14 protein-coding genes are annotated in these 14,882 nt (G+C 40.0%); 3 read left to right on the forward strand and 11 right to left on the reverse strand.

The genetic code is table 11. The features are described 5' to 3' along the window. Nucleotides 1-34: 34 nt before the first annotated feature. The 3 genes from sufC to ACX27_RS03370 are packed head-to-tail and all read left to right on the forward strand — an operon-like array spanning nt 35 to nt 3,481. Complete coding sequence (sufC, locus tag ACX27_RS03360) at nt 35-823, forward strand: Fe-S cluster assembly ATPase SufC (RefSeq protein ID WP_062288409.1); 789 nt, start codon at nt 35-37, stop codon at nt 821-823. Then, on the forward strand, nt 823-2,184 hold the full coding sequence (sufD, locus tag ACX27_RS03365; RefSeq protein WP_062288413.1) for a Fe-S cluster assembly protein SufD: 1,362 nt from the start codon (nt 823-825) through the stop codon (nt 2,182-2,184). Before sufC ends, sufD begins: the two co-directional genes overlap by 1 nt. Before the next feature lie 34 nt (nt 2,185-2,218). Further along, complete coding sequence (locus ACX27_RS03370; RefSeq protein WP_062288416.1) at nt 2,219-3,481, forward strand: cysteine desulfurase; 1,263 nt, start codon at nt 2,219-2,221, stop codon at nt 3,479-3,481. A gap of 187 nt (nt 3,482-3,668) precedes the next feature. On the opposite strand, the gene ACX27_RS33285 is transcribed toward ACX27_RS03370, so the two are convergent. The 11 genes from ACX27_RS33285 to ACX27_RS03410 all read right to left on the reverse strand — a co-directional run bounded on the left by ACX27_RS33285 (nt 3,669) and on the right by ACX27_RS03410 (nt 14,859). Further along, nucleotides 3,669-3,962: a sensor histidine kinase gene (locus ACX27_RS33285; protein WP_335337825.1), complete on the reverse strand. Its 294-nt coding sequence runs from the start codon at nt 3,960-3,962 to the stop codon at nt 3,669-3,671. Further along, on the reverse strand, nt 3,949-5,007 hold the full coding sequence (locus ACX27_RS03375) for a hybrid sensor histidine kinase/response regulator (protein ID WP_235526477.1): 1,059 nt from the start codon (nt 5,005-5,007) through the stop codon (nt 3,949-3,951). The genes ACX27_RS33285 and ACX27_RS03375 overlap by 14 nt, the downstream gene beginning before the upstream one ends. A gap of 345 nt (nt 5,008-5,352) precedes the next feature. Next, nucleotides 5,353-5,679 (reverse strand): chemotaxis protein CheB, encoded by a 327-nt coding sequence (locus ACX27_RS35070; protein WP_269465096.1) that lies wholly within the window; start codon nt 5,677-5,679, stop codon nt 5,353-5,355. Beyond that, on the reverse strand, nt 5,657-5,938 hold the full coding sequence (locus ACX27_RS35075) for a chemotaxis protein CheB (RefSeq protein ID WP_269465097.1): 282 nt from the start codon (nt 5,936-5,938) through the stop codon (nt 5,657-5,659). Before ACX27_RS35075 ends, ACX27_RS35070 begins: the two co-directional genes overlap by 23 nt. Before the next feature lie 44 nt (nt 5,939-5,982). Next, nucleotides 5,983-6,351, reverse strand: coding sequence for a response regulator (locus tag ACX27_RS35080; RefSeq protein WP_269465098.1), 369 nt, complete (start codon nt 6,349-6,351; stop codon nt 5,983-5,985). A gap of 53 nt (nt 6,352-6,404) precedes the next feature. Continuing rightward, nucleotides 6,405-8,621, reverse strand: a complete 2,217-nt coding sequence (locus ACX27_RS03385; protein ID WP_062288420.1) for a hybrid sensor histidine kinase/response regulator — start codon at nt 8,619-8,621, stop codon at nt 6,405-6,407. After that, the gene (locus tag ACX27_RS03390) at nt 8,621-9,334 is read right to left on the reverse strand and encodes a chemotaxis protein CheW (RefSeq protein ID WP_062288423.1); all 714 of its coding nucleotides are present in this window, start codon (nt 9,332-9,334) and stop codon (nt 8,621-8,623) included. The genes ACX27_RS03385 and ACX27_RS03390 overlap by 1 nt, the downstream gene beginning before the upstream one ends. A 23-nt stretch (nt 9,335-9,357) precedes the next feature. Next, a complete protein-coding gene (locus tag ACX27_RS03395; RefSeq protein ID WP_062288426.1) occupies nt 9,358-11,028 on the reverse strand; it encodes a methyl-accepting chemotaxis protein in 1,671 nt (556 codons plus the stop codon). Between the two features lie 179 nt (nt 11,029-11,207). Then, on the reverse strand, nt 11,208-12,860 hold the full coding sequence (locus tag ACX27_RS03400) for a methyl-accepting chemotaxis protein (protein WP_062288430.1): 1,653 nt from the start codon (nt 12,858-12,860) through the stop codon (nt 11,208-11,210). A gap of 265 nt (nt 12,861-13,125) precedes the next feature. Further along, nucleotides 13,126-14,373: a CheR family methyltransferase gene (locus ACX27_RS03405; RefSeq protein WP_062288433.1), complete on the reverse strand. Its 1,248-nt coding sequence runs from the start codon at nt 14,371-14,373 to the stop codon at nt 13,126-13,128. Nucleotides 14,374-14,394: 21 nt separating this feature from the next. Continuing rightward, entirely contained in the window at nt 14,395-14,859 is a 465-nt protein-coding gene (locus tag ACX27_RS03410) for a chemotaxis protein CheW (RefSeq protein WP_235526478.1), read from the reverse strand. Nucleotides 14,860-14,882: the final 23 nt, after the last annotated feature.

The following is a 14,882-nucleotide window of genomic DNA, read 5'->3' on the forward strand; positions in this document are numbered from 1 at the left end:
ACGCCAAGAAGAGAGAAGAAAGAGAAGAGAGAACATGATTATTGAAAATAGTGAAGTTGTGCTGTCGGTGAGAGATTTGACGGCTGATGTTGATGGTACACCGATTCTGAAGGGTTTGAATTTGGAAGTTCGCGCTGGCGAAATTCATGCCATCATGGGGCCGAATGGTTCTGGTAAGAGTACCTTTTCTAAGGTGTTGTCGGGACATCCGGCGTATACGGTGACTGGCGGTGAGGTGATTTTCCAAGGGCAGAATTTATTGGAAATGGAGCCGGAAGAACGCGCTAGGGCTGGGGTGTTTTTGGCGTTTCAATATCCGCTAGAAATTCCTGGTGTGAGTAATTTGGATTTCTTGCGGGTGGCTTACAATTCTCGGCGCAAGGCGCAGGGGTTAGAAGAGGTAGACGCGTTTGATTTTGATGATTTGATTGAGGAAAAGCTGGAAGTTGTGAAGATGAATGCAGCTTTCCTCAGCCGCAGTGTGAATGAAGGTTTTTCTGGTGGTGAGAAAAAGCGGAATGAAATTCTGCAAATGGCTTTGTTAGAACCAAAGTTGGCAATTCTGGATGAGACAGACTCAGGTTTAGATATCGACGCGCTGAAAATTGTCGCTCATGGGGTGAATCAGCTTACCAGTCCTGAAAATGCGACGATTATGATTACCCACTATCAACGTCTGCTGAATTATATTGTGCCGGATTTTGTGCATGTGATGGCACGCGGCAAAATTCTCACCAGTGGCGGTAAGGAACTGGCGTTAGAGTTAGAGTCTCGCGGTTATGACTGGATTTTGGAGGAAACTGCTGTTGAGGTGGGTGTGTAATGTCTATTCAAGTTTCTCCTAGTGCTATTCCTAATTCGGATGCAGTCAGTTTGGTGTCTTCTCTGCTTGATAGAGATGCTTATTTAACCCAGTTGTTAAATCAGGTAGCTGTATCTCAAGCAGATGGGTTAGAGGAATTACGCCAACAAGCTGCAAATTGGGTACGTCACTCTACTATCCCCACTACCCGCGAGGAAGAATGGCGGTTTACTGATTTGTCAGATTTGCGGGGTGTGGAATTCCGCAAGGCGCAGCCAGTTGATAATGTAGCGGCGTTAAATATAACTTCCCTAACTGATAATCGCTTGGTGTTTGTTAACGGTGTTTATGCGCCGGAGTTATCTGCTGTTAATTTACCTGATGGTATTGTTGTAGGTAATTTAACTGGTTTAGCAGTTGCAGGCGATCGCATCCACAAGTACCTCGCTCAAGCTGAGGGCGCTTTGGAAGTATTCACGGCGCTGAATACTGCTGGTTTAACGGATGCAGCAGTTGTATGGGTGGGTAAAAATGTCGTGGTTGACACACCTATTCATCTGCTGTTTATTTCGGTTGCTGGCGAGACGGCGACTATTTCTCAGCCGCGTTGTTTGGTGGTGGCAGAAACTGGTTCGCAGGTGACTTTGGTGGAGGAATATACGAACCACAGAGACACAGAGGGCGCGGAGGGTAATAGTTATTTTACCAATGCGGTTACGGAGGTTTGGGTTGGTGAGAATGCTGCGGTAAATCATACTAGGGTTGAGCGAGAAGACGCAGAGGCGTTTCACGTTGGTAAGACTGCGGTTAACCAAGCTCGTTATAGTCGCTATACCTGTAATGCTTTCACTTTAGGGGCAAAGTTATCGCGTCACAATTTGGAGATTTTGCAAACTGGTGAGCAAACCGAAACTACGCTCAACGGTTTGGCGATGATTTCTGGGAAGCAAGTGGCGGATACTCATAGCGCGATCGCTCTGAATTATCCTTATGGTAAAAGTGAACAATTGCACAAATGTATTGTTGGCGATCGCGCTCATGCGGTATTCAATGGTAAAGTATTTGTACCTAAACCAGCACAGTTAACTGATGCCGCCCAGTTAAATCGCAATTTACTCCTATCCTCCAAAGCGCGAGTAGATACCAAACCCCAATTAGAAATTACCGCCGATAACGTTAAATGCGCTCACGGTGCAACTGTGAGTCAGTTAGAAGATGATGAAATCTTCTATTTGCAAAGCCGAGGAATTGATGAACACGCAGCGCGGAATTTATTAATTAATGGCTTCGCCGCCGAAATCATCAACAAAGTTCCTCTTGCTTCCCTCAGAGACATATTGCTAAACACCGTCACTAGTTTTAAGTCTTTGACTAATGACTAATGACTAATAACTAATGACTATTGACTAACTACCAATGACTTTTACAGCTACCAAAACCCTTGCCGATAAAGTCCGCGCTGACTTCCCGATATTACACCAGGAAGTCAACGGTAAACCTTTGGTTTATCTCGATAACGCGGCGACATCGCAAAAACCTTTGCTTGTATTAAATGCTTTGCGGAATTATTACGAGCAGTACAATGCCAATGTGCATCGCGGCGCTCATACCTTGAGTGCAAAAGCCACTGACGCTTATGAAGCAGCACGCGATAAAATTGCCAAATTTATTAATGCTGCATCGCGTCAAGAAATTATCTACACCCGCAACGCCAGCGAAGCGATTAACTTAGTGGCTTATAGCTGGGGTATGAACAATTTACATCCAGGCGATGAAATTATTCTGTCGGTAATGGAACACCACAGTAATATTGTGCCTTGGCAATTTGTGGCGCAAAAAACGGGTGCAGTTCTGAAATTTGTTGGATTAACACCAGAAGAAACCTTTGATTTAGAACAGTTTAAGCAACTGATTTCTGAGAAAACAAAACTGGTGTCAATTGTTCATATTTCTAACACCTTGGGTTGTATTAACCCAGTGAAAGAAATTGCTGATATTACTCACAGATACGGTGCGAAATTCTTAGTTGATGCTTGTCAAAGTGTGCCTCACATGCCTGTGGATGTTCAAGACATAGGCTGTGATTGGTTGGTGGCTTCGGGACATAAAATGTGTGCGCCAACCGGGATAGGCTTTTTATATGGCAAGCTGGAATTGTTAGAGGCCATGCCACCATTTTTTGGTGGTGGCGAAATGATTTCTGAGGTGTATTTAGATCATTCCACCTATGCCGAATTGCCCCATAAATTTGAAGCTGGGACACCTGCAATTGGAGAAGCGATCGCCCTCGGTGCTGCGATAGATTATCTTACTAATATAGGTATGGATAAAATTCATGCCTATGAAGCTGAGTTAACTGCTTACTTATTTCAACAATTAGAGAAAATACCCCAAATTAAGATTTACGGCCCCAAACCTGATGCTAATGGAGAAGGTAGAGCCGCGTTAGCTGCATTCACAGTCGCAGATGTCCACGCCAACGACTTATCTACATTATTAGATCAAGAAGGCGTTGCTATACGTTCTGGACACCACTGCACCCAACCATTACACCGCTATTTAGGTTTGCCAGCAACTGCAAGGGTAAGTTTCTCTTTCTACAATACCCGCGCAGAAATTGATGTGTTCATCAAAGCATTGAAGGAAACTATTGACTTTTTTGCGGGTATTTTTGGTTAGTCTTATACACTACATAAATAATATAAGTAGGGGCGAGCGGTTGTTCGCCCTTGTTTCTAATAAATATTTTTTTTAGTTAAAAATTAAATCTGATGTAGATTGGGTGGAGGAACGGAACCCAACATGATCATGACTTTATCAAGACTTGGTTGGGTTTCGCTATCGCTACACCCAACCTACTTTTATGTCATCTATTATTGTTAACTCTGACTGGAATTTCAATGATAAATTCTGCTCCCTTATCTGGTTCAGACTTGACAGAAATAGTACCATGATGACTTTCGATAATTTGATAGCTAATTGCTAAACCTAAACCAGCGCCTTTGTTCACAGGTTTAGTGGTAAAGAAGGGGTCGAATATTTTACTTTGAATTTCTGGCTCTATTCCAGAGCCATTATCGATAATTCTGACTTTGATAGTTTCTGTTTCTGTTGCTTCAGTTTTAATAATAATTTGCTTTTGATTTTCAGATTTTTTTATTTTCTAATAAAACATCAATCGCATTATTAATAATATTACTAAAGACTTGATTTAATTGGGCTGCATAACATTCAATTAATGGTAAGTTCGAGTATTCTTTAACTATTTCTATTTCTTGTTTGAGACGATGATTTAATAAAGATAATGTACTTTCAATACCTTCATGAATATTGACAGCTTTTCTGTCAGCTTGATCAAGGCGAGCAAAATTCCTTAAAGAAAGTATAATATCTTTAATTCTGTCAGTTCCAACTCTCATAGAAGAGATAATTTTTTGAAAGTCATCTACGATAAAATCTAAGTCTATATCACCAATTTTATCTTGAATCAACTGTTCAGCTTCGGGATATTCTTTTTGATAGATGTCAACTATTCTTAAAATAGTATGAATATGTTCATTGAGATAATTAAAATTGCCATGAATAAAACTCACGGGATTATTAATTTCATGAGCTAAACCCGCAACCATTCTGCCTAGGCTAGACATTTTTTCTGTTTGAATGAGTTGCACTTGAGTTGTTTGCAATTTATGGAGTGTATTTTCGAGTTCTTGTGCTTGTAGTTTCGCTGTTGCGGTGGCAGTAGAGAGTGCCTTAAAATTATTGTAAGCTTTGGAATGATAACGAACGCGGGCAATTAATTCTATAGCATCTGGTAACTTAATTAGGTAGTCGTTAGCTCCCGCAGCAAAGGCTTCAGCTTTGAGTATTGGTTCTTCTTTACTAGATAACATAATGATGGGAACTTCCCGCGTTGATTGATGAGAACGAAACCAACGCAACAGCATTAAGCCATCCATATCTGGCATAATTAAATCTAACAAAATGACTGTTGGCTCAATAGCGATCGCACTTTGCAAAGCCTTTGATGGATCATTAACATAATTGCAAGTAATATCAGGCTCCTTCGCAATCATGCGATTAATTGCTTCACCAAATATTGCCTGATCATCAATTAACAATATTTTGACATCTTCGGTTTGCAGCTTTAATTCATCAAGCAAATTTGGTGATGCTAACTGCATATTTAAATTAGGTAATAGCATAGGATTTCTCTGGCTTTAAGAATGTGGATATTGAGTTAGCGGTGAAGAGTTATAGTGTTTCCGAATCTAATAACTGACAAATTCATCTGCGTTTCTCTGCGGTTAATTATTCTGGCTGTAACTCACTAGGTGAAGAAAGGCTATATTATTTTAAACAAAAAGTATTTAAATCTATAATATTTATAAATTTATTATAACTTAATATAAACAAAAGTAAATATGACTTTAGATATAAGTAGTTTGAAATTAATCCATCCAACAACAACTTAAAAAATTAGAAATATGCAGTATTTTTTCTGAAAAAATCTAGTAGATTTACTATAGTAAAATTGATTGAGTTGGGATTTAAATAGCCGACATCCGTAATATCTTGGTACAAGCAGAAGCGATCGCATCAACTGGTAAAACTTCCACAGCTGCTTTTAATTCCACAGCAGCTTTTGGCATTCCATAAACAATGCAAGTTTCTTGATTTTGGGCGATCGTATGCCAACCTGCGTCGCGTAAAACTTTCAAACCTTGAGCGCCATCTCGTCCCATCCCAGTCAGTAACACCCCAATTCCTGAACCTTGCCAATGTTTTGCCACACTTTGAAATAAAACATCAATAGATGGACGATAAAGGCAATTGGCGGGTTGTTCCGCATAATCAAAACTCAGGTTCTTCGTCATCACCAAATGATGATTTGTCCCAGCCAAAAAAAATTTTTCCTGGTTGTGGTCTAGAACCTGTAGTTGCTATTTCCACAGGTAAGAGAATTTGTTCATTTAACCAAGCTGCAAAACCTGAAGCAAACTGAGCATCTAAATGCTGCACAATCACAATAGCAGCTGCAAAATTCTGGGGAAATTGCGCCAGAATCTTCACCAATGCTTGGGGGCCACCAGTGGAAGCACCAATGACAATGAGCGGTGGTAATAATTTTGGCAAAGATGGAAGTTGTTTGACTGTGTGCGGACGGGGAGATTTACCAATTAATTTAGCGATGGTACGAATTTTTTTTTTAACAGCCCTGTGCTACCCTCAACAGGTGTATTGATAGCATCTAAAGCACCATAGCTCATTGCTTCCAAGACTTTAGCTGCATAGCGATTAATACTAGCGGTGACAATAATAATTGCACAGGGTGACTGACTCATAATTCGCCTTGTGGCTTCCACTCCATCCATACAAGGCATCAGAATATCCATCAAAATTAAGTCAGGGGTATCAACTGCACATTTGTTCACTGCTTCTGCACCATCGTAAGCCACCCAAGCCAAATCATACTCTGGGATTGTGGCTAACATTCGCCGCAGTGCTTCCACCATCATCCGCATATCGTTGACAATGGCAATTCTCATAAAGTGGGGTAAGAAATTTTCATATCTTGTTGGTGAACCCTGTTCATAGAGTCTTAACCCTGACCAATTAAGTCAATTACGGCTTGTAATAAAGTGTCATCATGAAAGCTGCTTTTGGTGAGATAATAGTCTGCACCTGCTTCTAAGCCTTGAATACGGTCTTCTTGGCGGTCTTTGTAAGAAACAATAATTACAGGTATATTTTTTAGTTGGGGATGGGTTTTGATGTGGCTGGTGAGTTCAAAACCATTCATCCTGGGCATATCAATATCTGTAATCACTAAATCATAATTACCATCGCGCAGGGCATTCCAACCATCCATCCCATTGACAGCGACATCAACTTGGTAATTGTGATTTTCTAAAAGCTTGCGTTCCATTTCTCGGACAGTAATTGAATCATCTACAACTAATATACGCTTATGAGTTTTGCTCAATGTTTGCTGTGTTGATTGATTCACCTGACTCAGTTGACCACTAGCAACCACCTTGGTCATAGAACGAACTAAATCTTCGACATCGATAATCAATACCGGAGACCCATTATCCATCAGGGCGGCGGCGCTAATGTTGGGAATTTTCCCCAGTCTGGGATCTAAAGGTCGGACAACTAAAGTGTATTCACCAATAAAGCGGTCAACAACTAATCCATAATGATGAAGGCGATCGCTAATCACCACCACTGCTAATGAGTCTGGATTCGCCGCAGGTAAGGGTAACTCAAAAATTTGCCTTGCGGAAATCAATTCTACAGGTTGATGATTCAGCCAGAAAAACGGGCGATTTTCCGACATGGCAATTTCTGATGGCGACAACATCAAAACTTGGTCAATTCGGGTTAACCCAAAGGCGTAAGGTTCCTCTGCAATTTCCACTAATAAGGTACGCACAATAGATAGAGTTAGAGGTAACTGCAAGTAGAAACTCATCCCTGTTCCTGGTTGAGAAACTGCCCTGACGGTGCCGCCGACTTCCCGCACTGTATTATGGACAATATCTAAACCCACACCCCGACCAGAAATTTCGGTAATAGTTTGTGTGGTGGAAAATCCTGGTAATAGCAAAAACTCCATTAACTCTGCTTCTGTTAATTGCATAGCCATATCTGCGTTTACCAGTTGTTTTTTGACAACTTCTTGACGCAAAAACTCCAGATCAATTCCCCGGCCATCATCAGCGATGGTGATAAATAACATCCCCGCCCGATGAACAACTTCAATGGCAATTGTGCCTGCTTCTGGTTTACTTTGAGCTACCCGTTCTGAGGGAGATTCTATGCCGTGATCAACAGCATTGCGGAGAATTTGCGTTAAGCAAGCTTCTAATCGTTCCAAAATATCCCGATCTACCAAAGTATGCTGTCCCTGAATTTCTAGGTTCACGCGCTTCCCCAACTGTCTGGCTAGGTCACGTACCATACGCGGAAACCCTTGCCAGCCATCAGTAAAGGGACACATCCGGGTAGTAATTAGTTCTCGATACAAACGATGGGCAAGGTTTCCTGAACGCTGGGAAAAAGATTCTAACTCGGTTTGCCGATCGCTAATTAAGCGTGTACATTCGCTGGTTTTTTGATTTACTGTACTTAAATGTTCTTGAATGTGTTTATCTAGGGGGCGATCGCTAACTAATTCTTGTAATTTAACTATTAATTTCGATAACTCGATTTGATTGGTTCTGACTTGGACAAATGATTCGGTAAATGACTCTAACCATTTACTGCTAACGATGGTTTCCCCGGCTAATCCCATCAAGCGACGGAGATTATCTGTACTCACCCGCACGGTTTGGTTTTGGGGACTGACTAAGGCTTCTGGTTGACGAGATTCCCTTGCGGGTGGGGGCTGTAAAATATCTAGGGCTGGGATATTCACAGCTGTGGAAATATTCGCGATCGCATTTACTAAAGATTGAATTTGCGGCTGATTTCCTGGTTGTAATTCGGCATTAGTGGCGATGTTTTGCAGCATATCTACCCCTTGCAACAACACATCAATATCATCTGCCGTTAAATTCACTTTGCCAACTTGTGCCGCACTAAAACAATCTTCCATCACATGGGCTAAGGTGACGGCAGGTTCAAGTTGGACAATTCTCGCTGCACCTTTAATACAATGGGCAGCCCGCATTAAAGCCGCTAATTCTGATTTGGGGTCAGGATTGGTTTCCAGCGCCAGTAAACAATTGTTCAGCACCACAACTTGAGTTGTGACTTCCATTTTGAACAAATCAAATAACGATAACTGACTGAGGTCAGCGTCTTCGTTCATTACTGTGCCTTCCTCGCCAAACTGGTAAATAATAATTCATCATCCAAATAACTGACAGTACGCACTGTTGGCAGATTCAGAGGTTGCCAGGAAAATAAACCTTTAGTATAAGTTTGGGTAGTTTGAGTGACATTGCGTAAAACATCACGCAATTCTCGCCGATGAAATCTGTGGACACCATATATTTCATCCACCGGAAATACCCAAGCATTACCAGCTTTTTCGATGACTGCCATTCGGGAATGGGATACAGGACTCAAACTTGATGACGGTAGTTCACTTGGTTCAATATTTAACAAATGGCTTAAGGAAACACATAAAAGTAATTCACCCCGAATGTTAATTAATCCTCTTAAGACTTGGTTTTGGCGATGGGGTAGGGTATGAATCACACTCGGAGGCGTGGTTTCTTTAAACACCTGTGCTGGTAGCGCCAACCATTCTTGATGCAACCGAAAAATTACGACTGTTAAAGTTTCGCTGGTTCGCACAGCGTAGGTAGGTAGATTTGGTTTTTTCTGTGCGGGAGATTCCGCAATGAATTTTGTCCACTCATGACGATATTTTTCTGGTGTTGGGCGTTCTAGTAAACAGCGACCAGCCGCCGAATAAACCGGACAATTGCGACAATGGATATGTGTAGATAATTCCGCACAAGTGCGATCGCCCTCAATGCCAATTACATTCCAACAACTTTCTACTTGAGTGGTCATAAGTCAATGGCCATTTGTCTTGATTAAGCTGCTACATCAACTGGAGTTAAGGATGAAAAATCATCACTTTTGACTTTAAACACAGAAACTTCTTGACGTAAACCACGGGCGACTTGATTGAGTTGGGCGAGCGCCTGATTAATTTCCCGCAGAGAATCGGCAGTTTGCACTGAGGTACTACTTAACTGCACCATTGCATCACTAATTTGTTGCGCTCCTAATGACTGCATTTCCATTCCTTGATTCACTGCCGCAAAATGGGGGTTTAAGTCTTGCACCTGCTGGATAATTTGCCCAATCTGGCTACTAATATGGCTAACATCTGCCACACTCCGTCCGACTTCCGCAGCAAATTTATCCATTTCCATCACCCCTGTTGATACAGAAGATTGCATTTGTTTGACCATTTGTTCAATATCTAAAGTGGCGACTGCGGTTTGGTCTGCTAATCGGCGAATTTCTCTGGCAACTACCGCAAACCCTAAACCATATTCTCCGGCTTTTTCCGCTTCAATGGCGGCGTTTAACGAGAGCAAGTTGGTTTGGTCAGCGACTTTGGTAATTGTTAAGACAATATTATTAATGTTGTTAGCTTTTTCGCTAATAATTCCTAGTCTCGTGGCAATGGTGTTTGTCGCTTCTGCTAACTGACGCATACTTGTTTCCATTCGCTGCAAGTCTATTTGACTGATGTTAGCTGCTGTGGTTGTTGCTTGCGACATTGTCACCACTTGTTCCATTGTATGCGCTAGTTCTTTTGAGGTGGCGGCGATTTCTTTGGCTGTGGCTGTAACTTGGTTTGTTGATGCTACTTGTTCAGAAATTGTCGTTTCCAATTGTTTGCCAGCTGCGGCTATTTGTGTGGCGGAAGTTGTGACTTGAATACCTGAACCTTGGACTTGGCGAATCAAGGTACTCAATTTCTGTTTCATTCTTTGGAGTGCTGCCATTAACTTATTAATCTCATCATTGGCAGTGATTTCTACATTACTTGTAAAATCTCCTGCCGCCACTCGGTCTGCTAAATGAAAAGCCGTTTGCAAAGCCCGCGCCAACTCTCGACTAGGAATTAAAATAATTCCTAAACACACAGCAATAGTCACAATCACAATCCCGCAAAAAGTTCCCCAGTTTACTAAGACAGCAACACTTTGAATTTGATTAGCTTGCTTTTGTCTTTCTATTAAACTTTGGTCTTCCACTGCTAACATCTCATTCATTTTGGATCTGATTTCATCCATCAATTTTTTACCTTTATTGGATAAAATCAGAGCTAATAATTCTTTTTCCTGTCCAATTCGCTTCAGATTAATAGTTGTTTCTAATTCAGCCATTTTGACTTGGCTTAATTTTTCAATTTCACCAAGTGTTTGAATTTGTCTGGAATTCTCTAAAATCTTGCTTCTAATTTGACTAAAAGTATCTTTTAATTTGACTTGAGCTAATTTATAGGGTTCTAGATATCTTTCTTCTCTAGTAATAATAAAGCCCCTTTGACCTGTTTCGGCATCAAGTAATAATTTTTCCAATTCTTTTAACTGAGCTTTGATAGCATAAGTCTGATTCACCCAATTATTAGATTCTATAAGAGAATTAGTATTTGAGTTAGAAATATAGCTGGCAATCCCTGTTAAACTAACAATAACCGCACATCCACCTGTAACAAAATGATTGATTTTTATACCTCGCGGCATATTATTTCCCTTTGTAATTATTTGTTATTCTAGAAATAGAAATTAATAACTAATCAATCAGAAAATTCATAATTTAAGGATTTAAGTCCACTACAACGGCTAAACCTCTGTTAATTAGCCATTAATAGCCTTTGTTGAGTGAGATTGACATCCGTAATTCGAGGATAATTATTTTGAAATTACGATAAAGTAGGCGCTACAGCATTGTTGTTAACTTTAAACACAGAAACTTCTTGACGTAAACCACGAGCGACTTGATTGAGTTGGGCAAGCGCCTGATTAATTTCCCGCAGAGAATCGGCAGTTTGGATTGAGGTACTGCTTAACTGCACCATTGCATCACTAATTTGTTGCGCTCCTAATGACTGCATTTCCATTCCCTGATTCACCGCCGCAAAACGTGGGTTTAAGTCTTGCACCTGCTGAATAATTTGCCCAATCTGGCTACTAATATGGCTAACATCTGCCACACTCCGTCCGACTTCCGCAGCAAATTTGTCCATTTCCATCACCCCTGTTGATACAGAAGATTGCATTTGTTTGACCATTTGTTCAATATCTAAAGTGGCGACTGCGGTTTGGTCTGCTAATCGGCGAATTTCTCTGGCAACTACCGCAAACCCTAAACCATATTCTCCGGCTTTTTCCGCTTCAATGGCGGCGTTTAACGAGAGCAAGTTGGTTTGGTCAGCGACTTTGGTAATTGTTAAGACAATATTATTAATGTTGTTAGCTTTTTCGCTAATAATTCCTAGTCTCGTGGCAATGGTGTTTGTCGCTTCTGCTAACTGACGCATACTTGTTTCCATTCGCTGCAAGTCTATTTGACTGATGTTAGCTGCTGTGGTTGTCGCTTGCGACATTGTCACCACTTGTTCCATTGTATGCGCTAGTTCTTTTGAGGTGGCGGCGATTTCTTTGGCTGTGGCTGTAACTTGGTTTGTTGATGCTACTTGTTCTGTGAGTGTTGTTTCTAATTGTGTACCCGCAGCGCCTACCAGGGTAGCGGAAGTTGTGACTTGAATACCTGAACTTTGGACTTGATGAATCAAGGTACTCAACTTTTGCAACATCTTCTGAAAAGATGCCATAATTTGACCAATTTCATCTTTGCTCTTCAATTCGCTCTCAGGCAAAGATAAAGTTAAATTACCAGCAGAAATCTGATCGGCGACATCTACAACCGTAGAGACTCGGCTACCCAAAGACCTAGAAATGACGGAAGTGACAAAAAATGCGATCGCTATAGTTAACAGTGTTACTAACACCGCTAATAAACTCATCAAGTTGAGCATTGCTTTTGTCCCTTCAATCCGGTTTTGCATAATTTCTCTTTGGTGACTGGCAAACTGCTCATGAATTTGGCGAAATTCATAGCTCATATCCCCAGATTTTTCGAGATATTGTTCAATTAACAATTTATTGTTCTCAAAATTTGGTGTTGCGATTGTATTTTTAACCAACATGTCAAATTCATTGAACATATTTTGCATTATTTTTAATCTTTGTTCCTGCAATTTATCTTCAGCAACCTTAGAGGCAATATTCAATCCATCTTGAAACCGTTTATAAAAAAAATCATATCTTTCCAGCGCATCTTGATACTTTTTAGGATTATATAAATACCGCCGAATGGCCAGATTCATGTTTGCCATACTTAAAGCCATATTATTTGTCCCGATAAGGGCTTCGTTTGACATTCCCACTTGTTTATAAATAATTCTGGTTTGATTACTAGTTGCGTAAACTATCACACTAAAAACGAATATTAAAATTGTCGGGATAGCAAATCCCAACAAAGTTCTATCTTTAAGCTTCCAATTATCTAGCATTGTTATTTTTGATTGATCTCATCAAAGCTCACAAATACTAAAATTCCCCAACAAAAAAGCAAACTAACAATTCAGCTATTTAAATTTTCTCTAATGTTATTAATTTACTTAAACAAATGTGAATATTTCGCAATTTAAGCTGTATAAGAGAGGCTAGGGGCTAGAGATTAGTAAATAGAGGAACTATTCTAAAGAGGTGAGAAGTCTATTTGCACAGCTTTTTGACTTCCGCCTCGCACTACTAGTCCCTAGTCTCTCAGCTTTGTTATTGATTCGTGGATTTCTCATGCTGTAATCTGTAGATGCGTTGCCAAAGTAAATCAGCACTGGTTTTATCTCCCTGCTGTTCTTTGAGTAAGGCTAAATGAGTCAATGCTGCTTCGTGATTAGGTTGCAGATAAATGGCTTTACGAAAAGATTCTCCAGCTTGTTCATTTTGTCCCATTGCTTGCTGTACCTCACCCAGCAGAACATAAGCTTCTGCATTAATTTGATTTTGGTTGAGGTAGTCATTGCATAGTTGAATTGCATCTTCTAAGCGACCTTGATTAGCCGCAGTTTTAGCTAAATCTAATAAATTACTGTTAGAATAGTTTACATTTAGCTGTTGGAACGGCGAAATTTCTACCTTTTTGTTGGTAGTCAGTTCAAATGATTTTTGTGTTGGTAATTGAGAAAAATTAATTGATTTATCAGTTATAAAATTTTGGTAGTTACTCAATTTTTGATAAGCAATAGTTGAAGATTGACGTATAGCAGCTAATTGAGTCTTCATGATTAATGCTGCTTCGGCAGATGCAACAAATAATAAACCTTCTTTAGCAAGTAAATTTTCAAGAATGTGAATAGTTCGTTCTCTAGTTGTGCTGTCAAAATAGATTAATAAGTTGCGACAAAAAACTATATCATAATTTTGTTGATTAACACTAAAATTAGCATCAGCCAGATTGCTATTGATAAACCTTACTAATTTTTTGATTGCTGGTTGCAAATAATATTTAGAATCGATTAATTGAAAATAATGTACTTGCGAAGCAAAATTATTATAACTACCACGAAACGAGTGTTTATCATAAATTGCTGTCTGGGCTTTTAATAAACATTGTTTGCTAATATCTACAGCATCAATTTGAAATTGAGTCGATGTTAACCCAGCTTCTAATAATGCGATCGCAATCGAATATGGTTCTTCACCAGTGGCGCAAGGTACACTCAAAACCCGCAACACACCTTGCGGTTTTTTGGGCAACCATTCTGATAATACATAGTTTTTGAGCAGCGCAAATGATTCCGGCTCACGAAAAAACCAAGTTTCTGGAATAATCACATTCTCAATTAGTGCTTCCCATTCTTGAGGAGAATCTTGTAAATATTCCAAATAGCTAGACATTTCTGATATGCCACAATCTGCCATTCTTTGATAAATCGCACTTGCGATCGCACCAGAACCAATTGAGTTCACATCTAAACCAATTTTGCTTCTCAGTAAAGCCTCAATGACAGATTGCACCATTATTCCTGTCTTTAAACTAATCTAAATAGCTGTGTTTAAAAGATTTTCCGATAAGGAATTTATTTGCTCTGTTTCTGATAACAAGTATTTAATATCAAGGCAATAAATCATCCCGCGTTCATCTACAATCATTTTGTCCAAATATGGTGCTGTATGTATCTGAATATGAGCATCAATAAATTCAGTTTGAGATTTGTGCAATGTTTCGACTACTTGTTCTGCCATCAAACCCAAAATATGTTGAGTATGATTGCCCGAACAATAGTTAACTAATATAATTCGCGTACTCCAATTATTACCACAGCTTTTACCCAGCATCAATTGACATAGATCAACGACTGGTACAATAAAACCACGGTAGTTAAAGACACCAGCTAGATATTCTGGTGTGTGTGGCAAATTTTTGAGGACAATCAGCGGTATAACTTCCACAACCTCTGAAGAAGCGATCGCATAACGTTCATTGCCAACCTTAAACAGTAACATGAGCATTAATTCATTTCTGTATG

Source organism: Nostoc piscinale CENA21 (assembly GCF_001298445.1).
Lineage (GTDB): Bacteria > Cyanobacteriota > Cyanobacteriia > Cyanobacteriales > Nostocaceae > Nostoc_B > Nostoc_B piscinale_A.

Coding starts and splice junctions, on each gene's coding strand:
- sufC (WP_062288409.1), top strand. CDS start 35: ATGATTATTGAAAATAGTGAAGTTGTGCTGTCGGTGAGAGATTTGACG.
- sufD (WP_062288413.1), top strand. CDS start 823: ATGTCTATTCAAGTTTCTCCTAGTGCTATTCCTAATTCGGATGCAGTC.
- ACX27_RS03370 (WP_062288416.1), top strand. CDS start 2,219: ATGACTTTTACAGCTACCAAAACCCTTGCCGATAAAGTCCGCGCTGAC.
- ACX27_RS03375 (WP_235526477.1), bottom strand. CDS start 5,007: ATGCTATTACCTAATTTAAATATGCAGTTAGCATCACCAAATTTGCTT.
- ACX27_RS35070 (WP_269465096.1), bottom strand. CDS start 5,679: ATGACGAAGAACCTGAGTTTTGATTATGCGGAACAACCCGCCAATTGC.
- ACX27_RS35080 (WP_269465098.1), bottom strand. CDS start 6,351: ATGAGAATTGCCATTGTCAACGATATGCGGATGATGGTGGAAGCACTG.
- ACX27_RS03385 (WP_062288420.1), bottom strand. CDS start 8,621: ATGAACGAAGACGCTGACCTCAGTCAGTTATCGTTATTTGATTTGTTC.
- ACX27_RS03390 (WP_062288423.1), bottom strand. CDS start 9,334: ATGACCACTCAAGTAGAAAGTTGTTGGAATGTAATTGGCATTGAGGGC.
- ACX27_RS03395 (WP_062288426.1), bottom strand. CDS start 11,028: ATGCCGCGAGGTATAAAAATCAATCATTTTGTTACAGGTGGATGTGCG.
- ACX27_RS03400 (WP_062288430.1), bottom strand. CDS start 12,860: ATGCTAGATAATTGGAAGCTTAAAGATAGAACTTTGTTGGGATTTGCT.
- ACX27_RS03405 (WP_062288433.1), bottom strand. CDS start 14,373: ATGGTGCAATCTGTCATTGAGGCTTTACTGAGAAGCAAAATTGGTTTA.
- ACX27_RS03410 (WP_235526478.1), bottom strand. CDS start 14,859: ATGTTACTGTTTAAGGTTGGCAATGAACGTTATGCGATCGCTTCTTCA.